The 16,363-nt window shown below is 39.3% G+C and carries 15 protein-coding genes and 2 tRNA genes; 2 read left to right on the plus strand and 15 right to left on the minus strand.

Annotated elements, in window-relative coordinates; translation table 11 throughout:
* Positions 1-2: 2 nt before the first annotated feature.
* From sufC to parC, 10 genes are all read right to left on the minus strand, one after another.
* Complete coding sequence (gene sufC / locus B7720_RS08835) at positions 3-773, minus strand: Fe-S cluster assembly ATPase SufC (protein WP_000114489.1); 771 nt, start codon at positions 771-773, stop codon at positions 3-5.
* Positions 774-924: 151 nt separating this feature from the next.
* Positions 925-1,119 (minus strand): DUF3272 family protein, encoded by a 195-nt coding sequence (locus B7720_RS08840; protein ID WP_000198269.1) that lies wholly within the window; start codon positions 1,117-1,119, stop codon positions 925-927.
* 27 nt (positions 1,120-1,146) lie between these two features.
* Positions 1,147-2,805: a DNA polymerase III subunit gamma/tau gene (gene dnaX, locus B7720_RS08845; protein ID WP_084857618.1), complete on the minus strand. Its 1,659-nt coding sequence runs from the start codon at positions 2,803-2,805 to the stop codon at positions 1,147-1,149.
* The gene (locus B7720_RS08850; RefSeq protein WP_009013631.1) at positions 2,805-3,302 is read right to left on the minus strand and encodes a GAF domain-containing protein; all 498 of its coding nucleotides are present in this window, start codon (positions 3,300-3,302) and stop codon (positions 2,805-2,807) included. The genes dnaX and B7720_RS08850 overlap by 1 nt, the downstream gene beginning before the upstream one ends.
* An 81-nt stretch (positions 3,303-3,383) precedes the next feature.
* A complete protein-coding gene (gene rpsA / locus B7720_RS08855) occupies positions 3,384-4,586 on the minus strand; it encodes a 30S ribosomal protein S1 (protein ID WP_001001617.1) in 1,203 nt (400 codons plus the stop codon).
* Positions 4,587-4,748: 162 nt separating this feature from the next.
* Positions 4,749-4,820, minus strand: a tRNA-Gln gene (locus B7720_RS08860).
* 8 nt (positions 4,821-4,828) lie between these two features.
* Positions 4,829-4,909, minus strand: a tRNA-Tyr gene (locus B7720_RS08865).
* Positions 4,910-4,958: 49 nt separating this feature from the next.
* A complete protein-coding gene (locus B7720_RS08870) occupies positions 4,959-5,189 on the minus strand; it encodes a DUF2969 domain-containing protein (RefSeq protein ID WP_000037107.1) in 231 nt (76 codons plus the stop codon).
* A gap of 112 nt (positions 5,190-5,301) precedes the next feature.
* Positions 5,302-6,339, minus strand: coding sequence for a branched-chain amino acid aminotransferase (locus B7720_RS08875; protein WP_337460029.1), 1,038 nt, complete (start codon positions 6,337-6,339; stop codon positions 5,302-5,304).
* Positions 6,340-6,454: 115 nt separating this feature from the next.
* A complete protein-coding gene (parC, locus tag B7720_RS08880) occupies positions 6,455-8,935 on the minus strand; it encodes a DNA topoisomerase IV subunit A (protein WP_084857772.1) in 2,481 nt (826 codons plus the stop codon).
* Positions 8,936-9,361: 426 nt separating this feature from the next.
* On the opposite strand from parC, the gene B7720_RS09660 reads away from it, so the two are divergent.
* Positions 9,362-9,607 (plus strand): hypothetical protein, encoded by a 246-nt coding sequence (locus B7720_RS09660; RefSeq protein WP_158085827.1) that lies wholly within the window; start codon positions 9,362-9,364, stop codon positions 9,605-9,607.
* A gap of 9 nt (positions 9,608-9,616) precedes the next feature.
* Here the strand turns inward: B7720_RS09660 and B7720_RS08890 are convergent, their stop codons facing one another.
* The 5 genes from B7720_RS08890 to parE all read right to left on the minus strand — a co-directional run bounded on the left by B7720_RS08890 (position 9,617) and on the right by parE (position 15,560).
* Positions 9,617-10,429 carry an aminoglycoside 6-adenylyltransferase gene (locus tag B7720_RS08890; protein WP_142358714.1) on the minus strand — a complete coding sequence of 271 codons (813 nt, stop codon included), beginning with the start codon at positions 10,427-10,429 and terminating at the stop codon, positions 9,617-9,619.
* Positions 10,430-10,445: 16 nt separating this feature from the next.
* Positions 10,446-10,895: a GNAT family N-acetyltransferase gene (locus B7720_RS08895; protein ID WP_049477639.1), complete on the minus strand. Its 450-nt coding sequence runs from the start codon at positions 10,893-10,895 to the stop codon at positions 10,446-10,448.
* A 29-nt stretch (positions 10,896-10,924) separates the two neighbouring features.
* Positions 10,925-11,788 (minus strand): DNA adenine methylase, encoded by an 864-nt coding sequence (locus B7720_RS08900; RefSeq protein WP_049477640.1) that lies wholly within the window; start codon positions 11,786-11,788, stop codon positions 10,925-10,927.
* 57 nt (positions 11,789-11,845) lie between these two features.
* On the minus strand, positions 11,846-13,552 hold the full coding sequence (locus B7720_RS08905) for an AAA family ATPase (RefSeq protein WP_049477706.1): 1,707 nt from the start codon (positions 13,550-13,552) through the stop codon (positions 11,846-11,848).
* Between the two features lie 64 nt (positions 13,553-13,616).
* Positions 13,617-15,560, minus strand: a complete 1,944-nt coding sequence (gene parE, locus B7720_RS08910) for a DNA topoisomerase IV subunit B (protein WP_084857625.1) — start codon at positions 15,558-15,560, stop codon at positions 13,617-13,619.
* Between the two features lie 135 nt (positions 15,561-15,695).
* Between parE and plsY the strand changes: the two genes are divergently transcribed.
* Positions 15,696-16,337, plus strand: a complete 642-nt coding sequence (gene plsY, locus B7720_RS08915; protein ID WP_084857628.1) for a glycerol-3-phosphate 1-O-acyltransferase PlsY — start codon at positions 15,696-15,698, stop codon at positions 16,335-16,337.
* Positions 16,338-16,363 lie beyond the last annotated feature (26 nt).

Here is a 16,363-nt window from a genome sequence, read left to right on the forward strand (position 1 = left end):
AATTACAATTCTTCCTTGTAGTCGTAGCCAAGTTCTTCAGCTAGTTTTGCGTATCCTTCACGTTCCAAACGGGCAGCCAATTCTGGACCACCAGAAAGGACCACACGACCTTCCATCATCACGTGAACCACGTCTGGTGTGATGTAGTTCAAAAGACGTTGGTAGTGAGTGATGATCATAGCACCAAAGCCTTCGCCGCGCATAGCATTGACACCTTTCGATACGACTTTAAGGGCGTCAATATCAAGACCTGAGTCAATCTCATCCAAAAGAGCAAAAGTTGGTTCCAACATCAAAAGTTGAAGAATTTCATTACGTTTTTTCTCACCACCAGAGAAACCTTCGTTGAGGTAACGCTCTGCCATTTCTTCTTTCATGTTGAGCAATTCCATTTTCTCGTCTAGTTTAGTGATGAACTCACGAACTGAAATTTTTTCATCATCTTCTTTACCAGCATTCATAGCTGCACGAAGAAATTCAGCGTTGGTAATTCCAGGGATTTCAGATGGGTATTGCATAGCAAGGAAAAGTCCCATACGCGCACGCTCATCCACTTCCAACTCAAGGATGTTTACGCCATCAAACAAGACCTCACCTTTGGTAACCTCATAGTTAGGGTTCCCCATAATAGCTGCAGAAAGAGTCGATTTACCAGTACCATTTGGTCCCATGATAGCTGCGATTTCTCCTGTTTTCAGAGTCAGATTGACCCCCTTCAAAATTTCTTTTCCTTCAATCTCAACGTGAAGATCTTTGATCTCTAATACTGACATGATAGTTCCTTTCTTTTTCTGGCCTACTTCCTTTATCCTTAGCGAAATCACTTACATTTCTCTAAAAAATACAAGAAAAGGTCCATAAATATACTCTACTAGTATAACAAAAAAAGCCTAAAAGGCTTTGATTTTGTTTAGAAGCTAGTGACTAATCCTTGCGGTTTAGGTGCTGATCAATAGCGTCTACTATTTTCCCCATTACATAACTTAACCTAAAATTTCGAAAAAGTAGAATGGCCCAAAAGGCTGCCATGAAATAGCGACCCGTCATCCAAGCTTCATTGAAAAAATAAGTCTCAGCAGCAGTAAATAGTGCTATCACGATAAATTGTTGTCTAGTCATAGGATTATTGTACCATGAAATCCACTTTTAGTCTTCTTCAACCATGACTTTATCAGCCAGAAATTCAAATCCTTCTGGAATTAGGCTTTCTTCTTCCGTCTCTTGATCAGCTTGAGAAGACTTGTTTTTAGCTGAAAATGCTGCACGAACCTCTTTCCATTCCTCTAGGGAAATTGCCAGGATTTCAGGTGAAAATCCAGCCGCCTGGCTAAGAATATTGCCAAACATGGTATTGAGGTTATCCCGTTTCATGGTTTGTCCAGCATTGAAATTAGATTCAAAAGCTAAAATAGCATGGTGTTCGTTGGCTGCAACTGGTTGAGAACCAACAAGAAGAGCCTTATCAGGACCAGCTAAGCTTTCGATTACCTCTCCCCATGCATTCTGGAGGCGAATCAAGTTTTGCCGTGCCAAATCAGGATGTTCAACAGCTTCTTGTAGGATAGCCTGAACCTTATTACGGTCTACTCGATAGACTGTCTTGGAAGTGGCTGGACGGCTAGGGACTGGCGCCACTTGTTTAGGAGCAGTTCCAACATTGGCAAGTTCTTGTTTAAGACGAGCGACTTCCTGTCTCAGTGCAGAAATTTCACTTTCGACAGCTCCTGAAAGCACTGGTTCAGGCTTAATCTCCGCTAAACGAATAGTCATCATCTCAGCATAAATCTTAGGTTGTAGGCTTGCTTTCATATCCGCCAAGCTCACAGTCGCTATTCGAATCATTTCAAAGAGACTTTCCTGAGAAAGAGCTAGATTGTCCATAAAAACTGGACTATGATGAGTATTTTCGCCACCTGTCTGAACAACTAGTAGATCACGCAAGTACTGTAAAAGATCCGTCACAAAACGAGTCATGCTCTTGCCATTTTCAAACAAAAGATTCAAAGAATCAAGAGCTTTTGAAACATCCTGCTGAGACAAGGCGGCTACATAGTCATCAAGCGCTGATAGACTAATGGTGCCTGTAATCTCCTCAGAGATAGCTGTAGTTAAAGCATTCCCTTGAGTCAAACTCAAGGCTTGGTCCAGAATAGACAAGGCATCCCGCATCCCACCTTCAGCTCGTCTAGCAATGATTTCCACAGCCTCTGGTTCAGAACTGATATTTTCTTTTTCTAAAATATGATGAATATGTGCCGTGATATCTTGAGTTCGAATCGATTTAAACTCAAAACGTTGGACACGCGATAAAATAGTTGCTGGAATCTTGTGCAATTCGGTGGTCGCCAAGATAAAGACAACATTTTGAGTTGGTTCTTCTAGCGTCTTCAAAAGCGCATTAAAAGCTCCTGTAGATAGCATATGAACCTCGTCTATGATATAGACCTTATAACGTGCCAAACTAGGTGCATAGGTAGATTTATCACGAATTTCTCGGATTTCATCGACTCCATTATTCGAAGCCGCATCCATTTCGATGACATCTTCTAAGCTACCTTCTGTCACTGCTTGGCAGATATAGCAGTTATTACATGGTTCTCCGTCCACTTGGTTCGGACAGTTCATAGCCTTGGCAAAAATCTTGGCCACACTGGTCTTCCCAGTCCCACGAGGGCCTGAAAAAAGATAGGCATGACTAATCTTTTCCTGCTCGACCGCTTGTTTTAGGGTTTTAGCCACAACTTCTTGTCCGACCAATTGTGAAAAAGTTTGGCTTCTATATTTTCGATAAAGTGCTTGATACATTAGGCTTTCTCCTCAAACATCGTAAAGTCCCATTCTGTCTTCTCAAGCAAAATAGCGACAAATTGTTCCAAGTAATCACGGTCAATGGCATTGTAATCATCAATAAGTGAAGAATCCAAGTCTAAGACACCCAGCAATCGACCATTCTTGAGCATGGGAACTACGATTTCACTCTTGGCCATACTATCACAAGAAATATAGTTTGGATAGGTGCTCACATCGCCAACCAAAACAGTCTCTTGAAACTCAGCAGCTTCTCCACACACGCCTTTCCCAAGCGGAATGCGAATACAAGAAACACCACCCTGAAAAGGCCCTAAAATCAACTCGCTACCATCAAACAGATAAAACCCTGCAAATACAGTATTCGGAAAGCGAGATTTTAGGAGGGCACTAGCATTTGAAAGATTGGCAAGAACATTGGTCTCACCTTCTAGTAAATAAGAGAGTTCCTCATTTAACATTTGATATTGTGATTGTTTTTCTGAATCTAACATAGAACTATTATATCAAAAATGGGAAAGAGACAAAAGAAAAATCCCTTGTTTTAAACAAAGGATTTTGTGATTATCAATTGATTAAAGTTCGATATCACCGAACAAGTCAGCCATTGAGAATCCTGTTTGTGTTTCTGGAAGTTCGAAATCACGTTTTTCTTGACGTTTTGGACGACGTGGACGAGCAGCACGTTTTTCTTCTTTTTGTCCTTCTTCTTGAGCTGGACGTTCTTCAAGAGCTTTGATAGAAAGTGATACACGTTCTGCGTCAGCGTTAACATCAAGGACTTTAACAGTAACTTCTTGACCAACAGTAAGAGCTTCTTTTGGATTTTCGATACGTTTGTGTGAAATTTGTGATACATGAACAAGTCCATCGATACCTGGCAATACTTCAACAAATGCACCGAAGTCAGTCAAACGTTTAACTGTTCCTTCTACTACATCACCTTTAGCCAATTTTTGCTCAACGCCATCCCATGGTCCAGGTGTTGTTGCTTTAAGTGAAAGTGATACGCGTCCTTCTTCTTCGTTAAGATCAAGGATCTTCACTTCGATTTCTTCACCAACAGTTACAACTGATTTAGGTGATACGTTACGTTCGTGTGACAATTCAGTCAAGTGAACCAATCCGTCAACTCCACCAAGGTCGATGAAAGCACCAAAGCTAGTGATACGAGCAACTTTACCAGTTACGACATCACCAACAGCCAATTTACCGAATACTTCAGCACGAGCCGCTGCAGTAGCTGCTTCAACAACTTCACGACGTGAAAGGATGAAGCGGTTTTCTTTAGGATCAACTTCTTTGATTTTAGCATCAAATTCTTGACCTACGAAACGCTCAGTGTTACGTACGAAACGAGTATCCAACATTGAAGCTGGGATAAATCCACGAACACCTTCAAATTCTACTGAAAGTCCACCTTTAACGGCACGAGTTCCTTTAACAGTAACAACTTCTTCTTCGCGTCCTACAAGTTTGTCCCATGCTTTGCGAGCTTCAAGGCGTTTTTTAGATACAAGGTATGTAACTGTATCAGTATCTTTACCAACTACTTGACGAAGTACAAGAACATCCAATACTTCTCCTACTTTCACAAAGTCATTGATATCTGCATCGCGATCGTTTGTCAATTCGCGAAGAGTCAAGACACCTTCAACACCAGTCCCAGAGATTGCAACGTTAGCTTGAGTCGCATCAACTGTCAATACTTCAGCACTAACAACATCACCAGGCTCAACTTGGCTAACGCTATTTAGCAAATCTTCAAATTCGTTCATCTAAAAAATCCTCCAACAATCAAGTTTTTCCAAACTTGACATACTTATAATTTTTTTCCTAAGCACCCGCAAAGACATGTTCATATCGTTCACGTCTTTCAATTATAAAAATAAAATACCCTAAGATATTTTTCTTTTTATCTTGAATTTATTACCTAAGAACTGGGGTAGCTGGATTCGAACCAACGCATGAGGGAGTCAAAGTCCCTTGCCTTACCGCTTGGCTATACCCCATTGATGAATGGAGAGAGAGGGATTCGAACCCCCGAACCCGAAGGAGCGGATTTACAGTCCGCCGCGTTTAGCCTCTTCGCTATCTCTCCAATGTTTAACGAGAACTATTATATCATGAAATTTTCAATAAAACAAGTATTATTTTGTCAAATTATAGTTTTCAATCAAAATTTCCACAGCTTTTTCAAGTTTTTTATAAAAACTATCGACATTTCCATTCTTTATGATGGCAAATTGGCTATCTAATTCGGCAATTTCCCCAATGACCTTTTTCCCGATCGTCAAAACGTATCCTTCATAGCTGTCTTTCCCAACAGTCACTTTTGCATCGGTTAATTGGATTTCAATTTTCTTATCTTTTTTACTCATACTGTACCTCTTTTCACTTTTTCTATTGTACAAGAAAATGCTCAAACTAGCAAGAAAAAACTCCATTTCAGCCCTTACAACTGCTATGGAGTTCTTCTTTACTTCATGTCTTTTAGTCCACTTTGACAATCCATCCTTCAGGCGCTTCTACATCACCAAATTGGATACCAGTCAATTCATCATAGAGTTTACGTGTAACAGGACCTACTTCTGTTTCACTGTAGAAAACATGGAAATCATCGCCATGTTGGATACCTCCAATTGGAGAAATAACTGCTGCTGTACCGCAGGCACCTGCCTCTACAAAACGATCCAAATTATCGATTGGGACATCACCTTCAATCGGAGTTAAGCCCAAGCGGTGTTCTGCCAAGTAAAGCAAAGAGTACTTGGTAATGGATGGCAAGATGGATGGACTCAATGGCGTAACAAATTCATTGTCGGCCGTGATTCCAAAGAAGTTGGCTGATCCGACTTCTTCAATCTTTGTATGTGTAGATGGATCTAGGTAGATAACATCTGAAAATTGGCGTGACTTGGCCATTTTACCTGGGAGGAGACTAGCAGCATAGTTTCCACCCACCTTGGCCGCACCTGTACCATTCGGAGCTGCACGGTCGTATTCATCCTGAATCAAGAAGTTTGTTGGAACTAAACCACCTTTAAAGTAATTTCCAACTGGCATAGCAAAGATGGTGAAAATATACTCTTCTGCTGGTTTAACCCCAATAATATCCCCAACACCAATCAAAAGTGGACGAAGATAAAGAGTTCCACCTGTTCCATATGGTGGTACGTATTCTTCATTTGCACGCACAACTGCTTTACAAGCTTCTACAAACATTTCTGTTGGAACTTGTGGCATCAAAAGACGGTCACAAGTACGTTGCAAACGCTTAGCATTTTCGTCAGGACGGAACAATTGAACACTGCCGTCCTTGGTACGATAGGCTTTCAATCCCTCAAATGCTTGTTGTCCATAGTGGAGACTTGGAGAAGACTCTGAAATATGCAAGGTCGCATCCTCTGTCAATTCTCCTTGATCCCATTGACCATTTTTGTAGTGAGCGATATAGCGATAAGGTAATTTCATATAAGAAAATCCAAGGTTTTCCCAATCAATTGCAACTGTCATGTGTTTCTCCTTTATACTATTCAAACTATGTGTTCTATTCTACACTTTTCTAGTAAAATTTCAAGTATTATTTGTAATTTTCTGAAAATTTTTTCAACATAAAGAAATCAGCCCTCTGGACTGATTCTTTTTACGAATTTGTTTTGTCCTCTTTAAAGACTTCTTTGAGGTAAGCATCGAAAACTTCCTCATCTGAAATGGTATCTGAGATAAAGCTTCCATTGCTAGTACGTTCTGACAAGTTGAGGTCTTGCAATCGACTCTCATAGATTGTTCCCTTGTTAGATTGGACAAGAAGCGTTTGGTCGTTTTCTTCTACTTCTGTACTAAAAAGATCACCAACGAAACCTTGCTCTGCAACTGCTCCAGCCAAGAAGACTCGGTGCGGTTTGTTTTTCAATTCACGCAAGACTTGTAGGCCTCGTTTGGCACGGCTGGTCGCTGGAATTTCCTCAATGGAAACGCGTTTCAAGCTTCCACGCTGTGTCAAGAGATAGAAGGATGAGGTGTTACAGATAAAGGCAGCCTGAAGCGCATCATCTGCTTTCAGGTTCATAGCCTTGACACCTGCAGCCTTGGCACCAACAACTGGAACCTCTTCGATATTGAAACGAAGGGCATAACCGTTTTGACTAATCAAAAGAACATCATCTAGTTTGATTGGTGCTACTGCTACAATCTGGTCTGTCTCGTCTTTGAGCTTAGCGTACTTGACAGATTTAGACTTGTAGGTCCGCCATGGAGAGAACTCTTTGCGTTCTACACGCTTGATTTGACCAAGACGAGTTGCTGCAAAATAAGTTGTCGCATCATCAAACTGATCCACTACTTCTGCATAAAGGATTTCTTCGTTGGTTTCAAAGTTTGTAATCGTTTGGCTCAGGTGCTCTCCGATATCCTTCCAACGAATATCTGCCAATTCATGGATTGGTCGATAGATGACATTCCCAAGAGTTGTAAACATCAAGAGGTGCTGGGTTGTCTTGGCAGTTTGTACAAAGATCAAACGATCATCATCACGCTTGCCAATTTCTTCCAGCGTAGAAGCTGCAAAGGAACGTGGGCTAGTACGCTTGATATAGCCTGCCTTGGTTACGCTGACATAGGTATCTTCCTCGGCAATCAAACTAGCTGTATCAATCTCGATTGCTTTCGCAGTATCTTCCAAAGTACTCAAACGTGGTGTCGCAAATTTCTTTTTAACCTCACGAAGTTCTTTCTTCATGAGATTGTACATAGTCCGTTCATCACCGATGATAGCCGCAAGCATGGCAATCTTTTCACGCAATTCTGATTCTTCTTCCTGCAAGACAACCACGTCTGTATTGGTCAAACGGTAAAGTTGCAAGGTAACGATGGCCTCAGCCTGCTCTTCTGTAAACTCATAGCTGACCTTGAGGTTTTCCTTGGCGTCAGCCTTATTCTCAGAGGCACGGATAAGAGCAATAACTTCGTCCAAAATCGAAATCACGCGAATCAAACCTTCGACGATATGGAGACGCTTCTCAGCCTTTTCCTTGTCAAAGCGGGAACGCGCCAGAATCACTTCACGACGGTGGGCGATATAGCTAGATAAGATTGGAACAATTCCAACCTGACGAGGTGTGAAATTGTCAATCGCCACCATGTTAAAGTTGTAGTTGATTTGTAGGTCGGTGTATTTGAATAGATAGTTGAGTACGAGCTCGGTATTCGCGTCTTTCTTTAGTTCAATAGCGATACGAAGACCGTCACGGTCAGACTCATCACGAACCTCAGCAATACCAGCCACCTTGTTATTGACACGAACATCATCGATTTTCTTGACGAGATTAGCCTTATTGATTTCATAAGGAATCTCAGTAATAACGATTTGTTCCTTACCACCTTTTAGCTTTTCAACCTCCGTCTTAGAACGAACAACCACGCGCCCTTTCCCAGTTTCATAGGCCTTCTTGATTTCATCACGCCCTTGGATAATAGCCCCTGTAGGGAAGTCTGGCCCAGGCAAGAATTCCATGAGTGTGTCCACCTTGGCTGTTGGGTGGTCAATCATGTAAACCGTCGCATCAATAACCTCAGCTAAATTATGCGGTGGAATGTCTGTAGCGTAACCAGCCGAAATCCCAGTCGAACCATTGACCAAGAGGTTTGGAAAGGCTGCTGGCAAAACCGTCGGCTCTTTCTCGGTATCGTCAAAGTTCCAAGCAAAAGGAACTGTCTTTTTCTCTATATCTTGAAGAAGATAACCAGCAATCTCAGACAAACGAGCCTCAGTATAACGCATAGCCGCAGGCGGATCCCCATCCATAGAACCGTTATTACCGTGCATTTCAACTAGAATCTCACGGTTTTTCCAGTCCTGAGACATACGAACCATGGCATCATAGATAGAAGAATCCCCGTGTGGGTGAAAATTCCCCATGATGTTCCCGACAGACTTGGCCGACTTGCGGTAGCTCTTGTCAAAAGTATTGCCATCCTTATTCATCGAATAAAGAATACGACGCTGAACCGGCTTCAATCCATCCCGAATGTCTGGCAAAGCCCGGTCTTGAATGATGTACTTGGAGTAGCGACCAAAGCGCTCTCCCATGATGTCCTCCAGGGACATGTTTTGAATATTACTCATATAGGATACAGAGCCCGTAAAATACAAAGGAAATTTATCTTTTTCACACAGTATTTAGGGCATGTTCAACTCCTTTCAAAGAATGTAGAGTGGTTTTTACATTAAAATTGGTATTAAGAAAAATATTTTTAGATACTATTTAAGTCATTCACAAACACTTATTTAGATTAAGCAAAGGCATCTATTTCCTATGGATTATTCTTTCTTCTTTGAAGTGTGTACAAATATTGACAAGGTAAATAAGAAACTATAGCAGTTGATATCAGCAAGATATTAAACATAAACTTTTGCCCTCGAAATAGCTCCTCCCAATGCATTGTATTAAGATAATGAAAAATTAAACCGAATAAATAACAGAAACTTACAGGGAAGACTCTCCACTTGATTGATTTGTATAAATAATATAAGCGTATGGAGTGATAGAGCATGGAAGAAATAAGCATAGGTAAACAAAAAGAAATTAGAAAGAAAGAAAATCTTAAAGCATCCTCAAAAAGCTCTGTTCGATCTATTGAAATAAGCCAAATATTACACATCGTTATAATAATCGGGAAAAATAATCCATACACCCTTTTATGTAACTTATTTCTTTTGATAGCTAGAAATATAGAGGACACCAATACTAAAATTTGTACTCCTGGGAATCCCATAAAAAATGTAGCAAATACATAATCTAACATACTAGTTCAACCTCTCCTCAGCATACTCAATCATCTTCTCAGCTACTTCCATATCATAGTCAAATCCCATCTTTTGGGCAAGGATTTGAGCTTCTCTGTGGAAAAGTTGCATCGTAGCAAACAATGACTGAGTAAGTTTCTCTACACTTGAAAAATCAAGTAGAGCTGAGAATTCCTTCTCCTTCTCTGCAGGTAAATACTGGAAAAGATACTTGTAGTTCTTGCCGATATCGACCTCTCCCCTATCACTTGCGACCTGACAAGCTAAGACTTTTAGTAACTCTTGCTGACAGATACCATAGAGATGGTCGGTCGCATAGATGACTTGCTTGCGATGAATACCCTTGACCACATAGGCTGATACCCACCAAAATTCATTGCAGGCTTTTTCAAAATCTATCTGACTAGCTGGACTTGTCCAGAAACGCTGAGGACTGGGAGAATAAAACTCAAACAAACCCTTAGGATCCTCTAGCACCGTGAAATCCGCTTCGCTTTCTACCCACTCCTGGATATGATCTTTGGGGCAAAGGGTCAAATCAATCCGGTTACCATCTTCAAAGAGCATGAGATAGAGACGACGGTTGCCTAGGATATTATGCTGCTCAATGATACGTGTTCCAAACTGGTCCAACCAAGCAAGATTACTCGTCAGATTATCTAAGTCGTCCACGACATATACAACATCATAGTCTTGAAACTCGTCTTTTGGTGCTTTTGTATCGGTTCGCGAACCAGACATGGCGACAGCCTCGACTTTTAGACTTTTTGCGGTTTGTAAAATTAAATCAAACATCTCGGTTTCAGTTCTCATGGGAATACCTGCCTTTTTAGTAAAAACTCTTGATTCTGTATAGGACATGTCTATAAAGCGGACTATCTGCTGGAACTTTTTCATTATCAAATTCTTTGACAAATTCCATGCCTACCTTTTGCATGACTTTTTGCGAAGGGAGATTGAGTAAGGATGTAAAGGAGTAAACTTCTGACAAGCCAGCTTGCTGGAAAGCGAAGTCTAGACAGGCTTGGGCAACCTCTGTCGCATAACCACTATTCCAAAACTCTTTTCGCAAACGCCAGCCGATTTCTACAGCTTCTTTTCCAGCAAAAATCCGTAAATCCGAATGGTGCAGACCTACCAAGCCGATAAACTCCTGATTGTCTAAGTCACTCAGGGACAAACTTTTTACTTCATTTACTTTTTTCATTTTTCTTTTTGAATATTTTTGTGCCAGTCTCTCCCATGAGACAGGCAAACTGACTTTTTTTCTGTCAGTCACTTTTTTGAAAATAAATCGCTGGCAAGTTTTTAGTCAACAATTTTTAATTTATTTCTTGATTGTGAAAAATGCAGATTATCTGAATAAAATATTCTTTCAATACCTTTATTAGGAGTACTAACTGAATAGTTTAAATAATATAGTTCAGAACGATATTCTTCGTACATCTTTTCTATACTTTTATGAATATCATAAGTTAATATCCATTTTTTATCTTTCATATAATTCTTGATTGTTTTTGATAACCTAGAATGATCATCATGGTTATAAAAATTTGTATATAAACCTGGTCCTTTAGTATAATAAGGTGGATCAAAAAAAGTAAATGAATTTTTTGTTTTAGAAATTGACCTTTTAATAAACTGCTCAGCATCCATATTAAAAAGTTTAATCTGTTTTTTATGCTTAGATATTTCAAGAATTTTGTTTATTATATCTGATTTACTGAATCGACAATCTAGTTTGTATTTTCCATTCTGATTTTTACCACCAATAACCCCAGCTTTTATAATACCAGATCTATTTGTTCTATTAAGAAATAAAGTTGAAAAACCCAGAAGTAGTAAGTCAGAAACATTTTTTTTATTATCTTGAATTGATTTCTGAATTTTCCACTCATCTATTGTTATGTCAGTATTTTCTATTTTATCAATCAACTCTTCAGTCAAATAAAGAACAGAGTACCAAAATGCATAGATAGATTTATCATAATCATTTACAATAATCTTTTCTACATCTCCAAGTAGCAAAAGTTTCATAGCAACTCCCGCTCCTCCCATATAAGGCTCAATATAAGTATGGCAATTATTTTCTTTAATCAATTCTTTAACGAATTCATAAACCTGAGTTTTCCCCCCAGGGTATCTTAATGGCGTATAGGTCTTACCTGACATATCATCACCTCATCTCTTATTGATAAAATTATACCCCTTTTTTAAGTAACTTCCAAATTATAATCTAGGAAGTTTAACATTATCAGCTACATAGTTAAACGCTTTTTCAAATTGTACCTGAAATTCTTGAACTTTTTCAGGATTATTTTTTGCCCAATATTTGACTGGATTATTGTTGTACTTCCAATGAACTTTTTCTTTATTAAACCATTTTTTCCACACTTTTCTTTCAGCTATATTCTTAAACTCTCCATTAACTTGTTTATATTCCGATTCATAAGTTCCATTCTTAATTGATTGAATAACTTGGTAAATTGGATTATTCATAAAAACACTATGATTATAATTCTTTGCTGTTTTCCAATAATCTGAGTTATTATCATCAAGAATATCAAAAATAAATTCCTCTGGATTACATTGAAGATCATTAGTAGGCAAAGTAATAAAATTTCTATAATCGTTTATATTTGCTTCAACATCTCCATCTAAGCAAACTATCGAATTCTTAGAAAATTCTGTTACTTTAGATTTATACAAGTGTATATAATTGGTACATGATAAAGTTGTATTTGACATGAAGTGTAATGAATTTTTAATTGAATGGTTATTACTATTCTTCAAAGAATGTATTAAGCCTTCAAAAACATATTGAGCCTCAGCATCTTCAAAATAAATCTTAATACTATCAGTAATTTTCTGTTCATTAGCTTGTGCCAACAACATATTTTTAAAATCAATTAAATATTTCATCTCTGATAACGTAGTTGTTGAATTGTCTTCAGAACTAATATCGGAGGAAAATAGTTTTATATCATGATTAGTACGTTGGTTCGATATTTTCAGTTTTTCACAATGTTCCAATAAAGTCAACGAATGTGAAGTGGCAAAAATTTGCACGTCAAAACTTCTTGCTTTTTGAAAGAGTATATCTAATAATTTATTCTGAGCGGCTGGATATAATGTCGCATCTATTTCATCAATAAGTAATATCCCACCCTTGTAATCATTAGGAAAATCATTTTTTAATTTCTTAAATGAATACAAAGCTAATAAAATTTGCCCAATATTATCTTCCCCTGATGAAATCATTTCAATAGTCATCTCTTCATCAATAAATGATGCTGTTTTCTTATTATTCAGATTTGTTTCAGTTGCAGTAAGATTGTCTGTATATTTTTTTAAAAGTATTGACTGATAAAGATTATGTATTTCTTTCTTATCCTGCGATGATAAATTGATTTGCAAGTCACTCATTTTAGTGGATCTGACTAACGGTGTTAATCTTTCCAGGCCTAAATAAATTACTGGATGGACATAATTGGATGATTTCCCGTCTTTTCTCCTAGTAACTAGACGAGGAAGTTTTTTGTTATGGTTCGTACTCTCAATTTTAAAACTATCTTTATTGCTCAATGTAACTTTAGCATGTTCTATATTTCTAACATCATTTGGAGATAATTTAAAATGCTCTGCAGATGTGGACTCAAAATCATCCCCAAAATAAGTTAGTAATTTTTTATATTGCACAACTTTAGGGTCATTTTCTGAAAGTCTCTTTATATCTTTTTTATTAAGTTTTTTTACATCTCCAGAAATAAAAGGAATAACATTATTGTGATAAGAGAAACCTTGGGCAATCATTCCTAATATAGTTGATTTCCCTGTACCATTCTTCCCTGAAATAATATTTACATATTTTGACGGCTTGAACGATACTTCTTTAATTACTCTAAAATCTTTAATTTCTAATTCTTCAATGTACATTTTATTATTTTTCGATGATACCATTTTTAAAAACTCTTTCTTTTAAATATAATTACACAATATTTTAAAACACAGTCGCTTCCTCAAGCGTAAACTTGACATTATCCTCAATCCACTTACGGCGTGGTTCGACCTTATCTCCCATAAGGACATTGACGCGACGTTCAGCGCGTGCTAGGTCTTCGATAGTGACACGGATGAGGGTACGCGTTTCTGGGTTCATGGTTGTTTCCCAGAGTTGGTCTGCATTCATCTCACCAAGACCTTTATAGCGTTGGAGCGTAGCGCCTTTACCGAACTGCTTGCGAAGTTCTTCTAACTCACCATCCGTCCAAGCATAGGCCACTTCTTCTTTCTTACCTTTGCCTTTGGACATCTTGTAAAGAGGCGGAAGGGCGATATAGACATGGCCTGCCTCAACTAGGGGACGCATGTAACGATAGAAAAATGTCAAGAGCAAGGTCTGAATATGGGCACCATCTGTATCCGCATCGGTCATGATAATGATCTTGTCATAGTTAGCATCTTCAATAGAGAAGTCTGCTCCGACACCCGCTCCGATGGTATAAATCATGGTGTTGATTTCCTCATTTTTAAGGATATCCGCCATCTTGGCCTTGGCTGTATTGATAACCTTACCTCGAAGGGGCAAGATAGCCTGGAACTTACGGTCACGGCCTTGTTTGGCAGAACCACCGGCAGAGTCTCCCTCGACCAGATAGAGTTCATTCTTAGCAGGATTTTTAGACTGGGCTGGGGTTAATTTCCCAGAAAGTAAGCCCTTGTCTTTCTTGTTTTTCTTGCCATTTCGGCTCTCATCACGAGCCTTACGAGCTGCTTCACGAGCATCACGAGCCTTGATAGCCTTACGAATGAGATTGGAAGCCAGTTCTCCATTTTCCATGAGGAAGAAGGTTAACTTATCAGCCACAATCCCATCTACAACTGGACGAGCTAGTGGACTTCCAAGTTTGTCCTTGGTCTGTCCTTCAAACTGAAGGTGCTCTTCAGGAACCAGAATAGAAAGAACGGCAGCTAGTCCCTCGCGGTAGTCTGACCCTTCAAGGTTTTTATCTTTTTCCTTGAGAAGTCCTGTCTTACGCGCGTAGTCATTCATGACCTTAGTAATGGCTGACTTGAGTCCTGTCTCATGTGTTCCACCATCTTTAGTACGAACGTTATTGACAAAGGATAGAATGTTATCTGAAAATCCATCATTGTACTGGAGAGCTACTTCCACTTGGAAACCATTGTCTTCCCCTTCAAAGTATAGGACTGGCGTCAAGGTTTCCTTGTCTTCGTTGAGGTAGGAAACAAAATCTTGCACCCCGTTCTCATAATGGAATTCGATTGCTTCATCTGTTCGCTTATCTGTCAAAGACAAGGTGACATTTTTTAAGAGAAAGGCTGACTCATTGAGTCGTTCTGAAATGGTATTGTACTTGAAGTCAGTCGTAGAGAAGATTGTCGCGTCAGGCATGAAGGTGACTTTGGTACCTGTCTTAGACTTAGCTGCTGTCCCAACCTTTTGAAGAGTTGTTACTGGCTTTCCACCATTTTCAAATCGTTGTTTATAAACCGTTCCATCACGGGTGATTTCAACTTCCAGCCAACTTGATAGGGCATTAACAACGGAAGAACCCACCCCGTGGAGACCTCCAGATGTCTTATAGCCACCTTGACCGAATTTTCCTCCAGCGTGGAGAATGGTAAAGATAACCTCAACAGTTGGAATTCCCATGGCGTGCATCCCGGTCGGCATCCCTCGACCATGGTCTTGAACGGTTAAACTTCCGTCTTTATTAATCGTCACATCGATGCGATCACCAAATCCAGATAGGGCTTCATCTACCGCATTATCCACGATTTCCCAGACTAGGTGATGGAGACCAGCACCGTCAGTCGATCCAATATACATCCCCGGACGTTTACGGACTGCATCCAACCCTTCTAGCACCTGAATGGCGTCATCATTGTAGTTATTAATATTGATTTCCTTTTTTGACACAAGGAACCTCCTATTTGTTCATCTTTTCTATTTTACAGGTTTTCTAGCGATTTTGCAAAGCTTTTCCCTTTCAGCTGTCACAATTTCACAGGATATTCTCTGACTTTCTATACCATTTCATGGTATAATAGTTCTATGATGACATTTGTATTATTAATTTTAGCTTATCTGCTAGGTTCGATTCCGTCTGGTCTTTGGATTGGACAAATCTTTTTTCAAACAAATCTGCGTGAACATGGTTCTGGAAACACCGGAACAACCAATACTTTCCGAATTTTAGGTAAGAAAGCGGGTATGGCAACCTTTGTGATTGACTTCTTTAAAGGAACCTTGGCCACTCTCCTTCCAATCCTTTTCCACCTTCAAGGTGTATCACCTCTTGTATTTGGACTTTTGGCTGTGATTGGACATACTTTTCCTATCTTTGCAGAATTTAAGGGGGGCAAGGCTGTCGCAACCAGTGCTGGAGTGATTTTCGGATTTGCGCCTGTTTTCTGTCTCTATCTAGCAATCGTATTCTTTGGAAGCCTCTATCTAGGTAGTATGATTTCACTGTCTAGCGTTACTGCTTCTATCGCAGCCGTTATCGGAGTTCTCCTATTTCCACTATTTGGATTTATCCTGAGCAGCTATGACCCTCTCTTCATTTTGATTATCCTAGCACTTGCTAGCTTGATTATCATTCGTCACAGGGATAATATCACACGTATCAAAAATAAAACTGAAAATCTCGTCCCTTGGGGATTGAACCTAACCCATCAAAATCCAAAAAAATAAAACGCCAGTTTGAAACTGGCGTTTTT

The sequence above is a fragment of the Streptococcus oralis subsp. oralis genome (assembly GCF_002096455.1).
In the GTDB taxonomy this organism is placed as follows: Bacteria; Bacillota; Bacilli; order Lactobacillales; family Streptococcaceae; genus Streptococcus; species Streptococcus oralis_CY.

Bases quoted from the DNA above. Each gene is read 5' to 3' on its own strand.
- B7720_RS08890 (WP_142358714.1), bottom strand. From the start codon at position 10,429: ATGAGAACTGAAACCGAGATGTTTGATTTAATTTTACAAACCGCAAAA.
- parC (WP_084857772.1), bottom strand. From the start codon at position 8,935: ATGAGTAATATTCAAAACATGTCCCTGGAGGACATCATGGGAGAGCGC.
- dnaX (WP_084857618.1), bottom strand. From the start codon at position 2,805: ATGTATCAAGCACTTTATCGAAAATATAGAAGCCAAACTTTTTCACAA.
- plsY (WP_084857628.1), top strand. From the start codon at position 15,696: ATGATGACATTTGTATTATTAATTTTAGCTTATCTGCTAGGTTCGATT.
- B7720_RS08870 (WP_000037107.1), bottom strand. From the start codon at position 5,189: ATGAGTAAAAAAGATAAGAAAATTGAAATCCAATTAACCGATGCAAAA.
- sufC (WP_000114489.1), bottom strand. From the start codon at position 773: ATGTCAGTATTAGAGATCAAAGATCTTCACGTTGAGATTGAAGGAAAA.
- B7720_RS08905 (WP_049477706.1), bottom strand. From the start codon at position 13,552: ATGTACATTGAAGAATTAGAAATTAAAGATTTTAGAGTAATTAAAGAA.
- rpsA (WP_001001617.1), bottom strand. From the start codon at position 4,586: ATGAACGAATTTGAAGATTTGCTAAATAGCGTTAGCCAAGTTGAGCCT.
- B7720_RS09660 (WP_158085827.1), top strand. From the start codon at position 9,362: ATGGAAGAAATAAGCATAGGTAAACAAAAAGAAATTAGAAAGAAAGAA.
- B7720_RS08900 (WP_049477640.1), bottom strand. From the start codon at position 11,788: ATGTCAGGTAAGACCTATACGCCATTAAGATACCCTGGGGGGAAAACT.
- B7720_RS08840 (WP_000198269.1), bottom strand. From the start codon at position 1,119: ATGACTAGACAACAATTTATCGTGATAGCACTATTTACTGCTGCTGAG.
- B7720_RS08850 (WP_009013631.1), bottom strand. From the start codon at position 3,302: ATGTTAGATTCAGAAAAACAATCACAATATCAAATGTTAAATGAGGAA.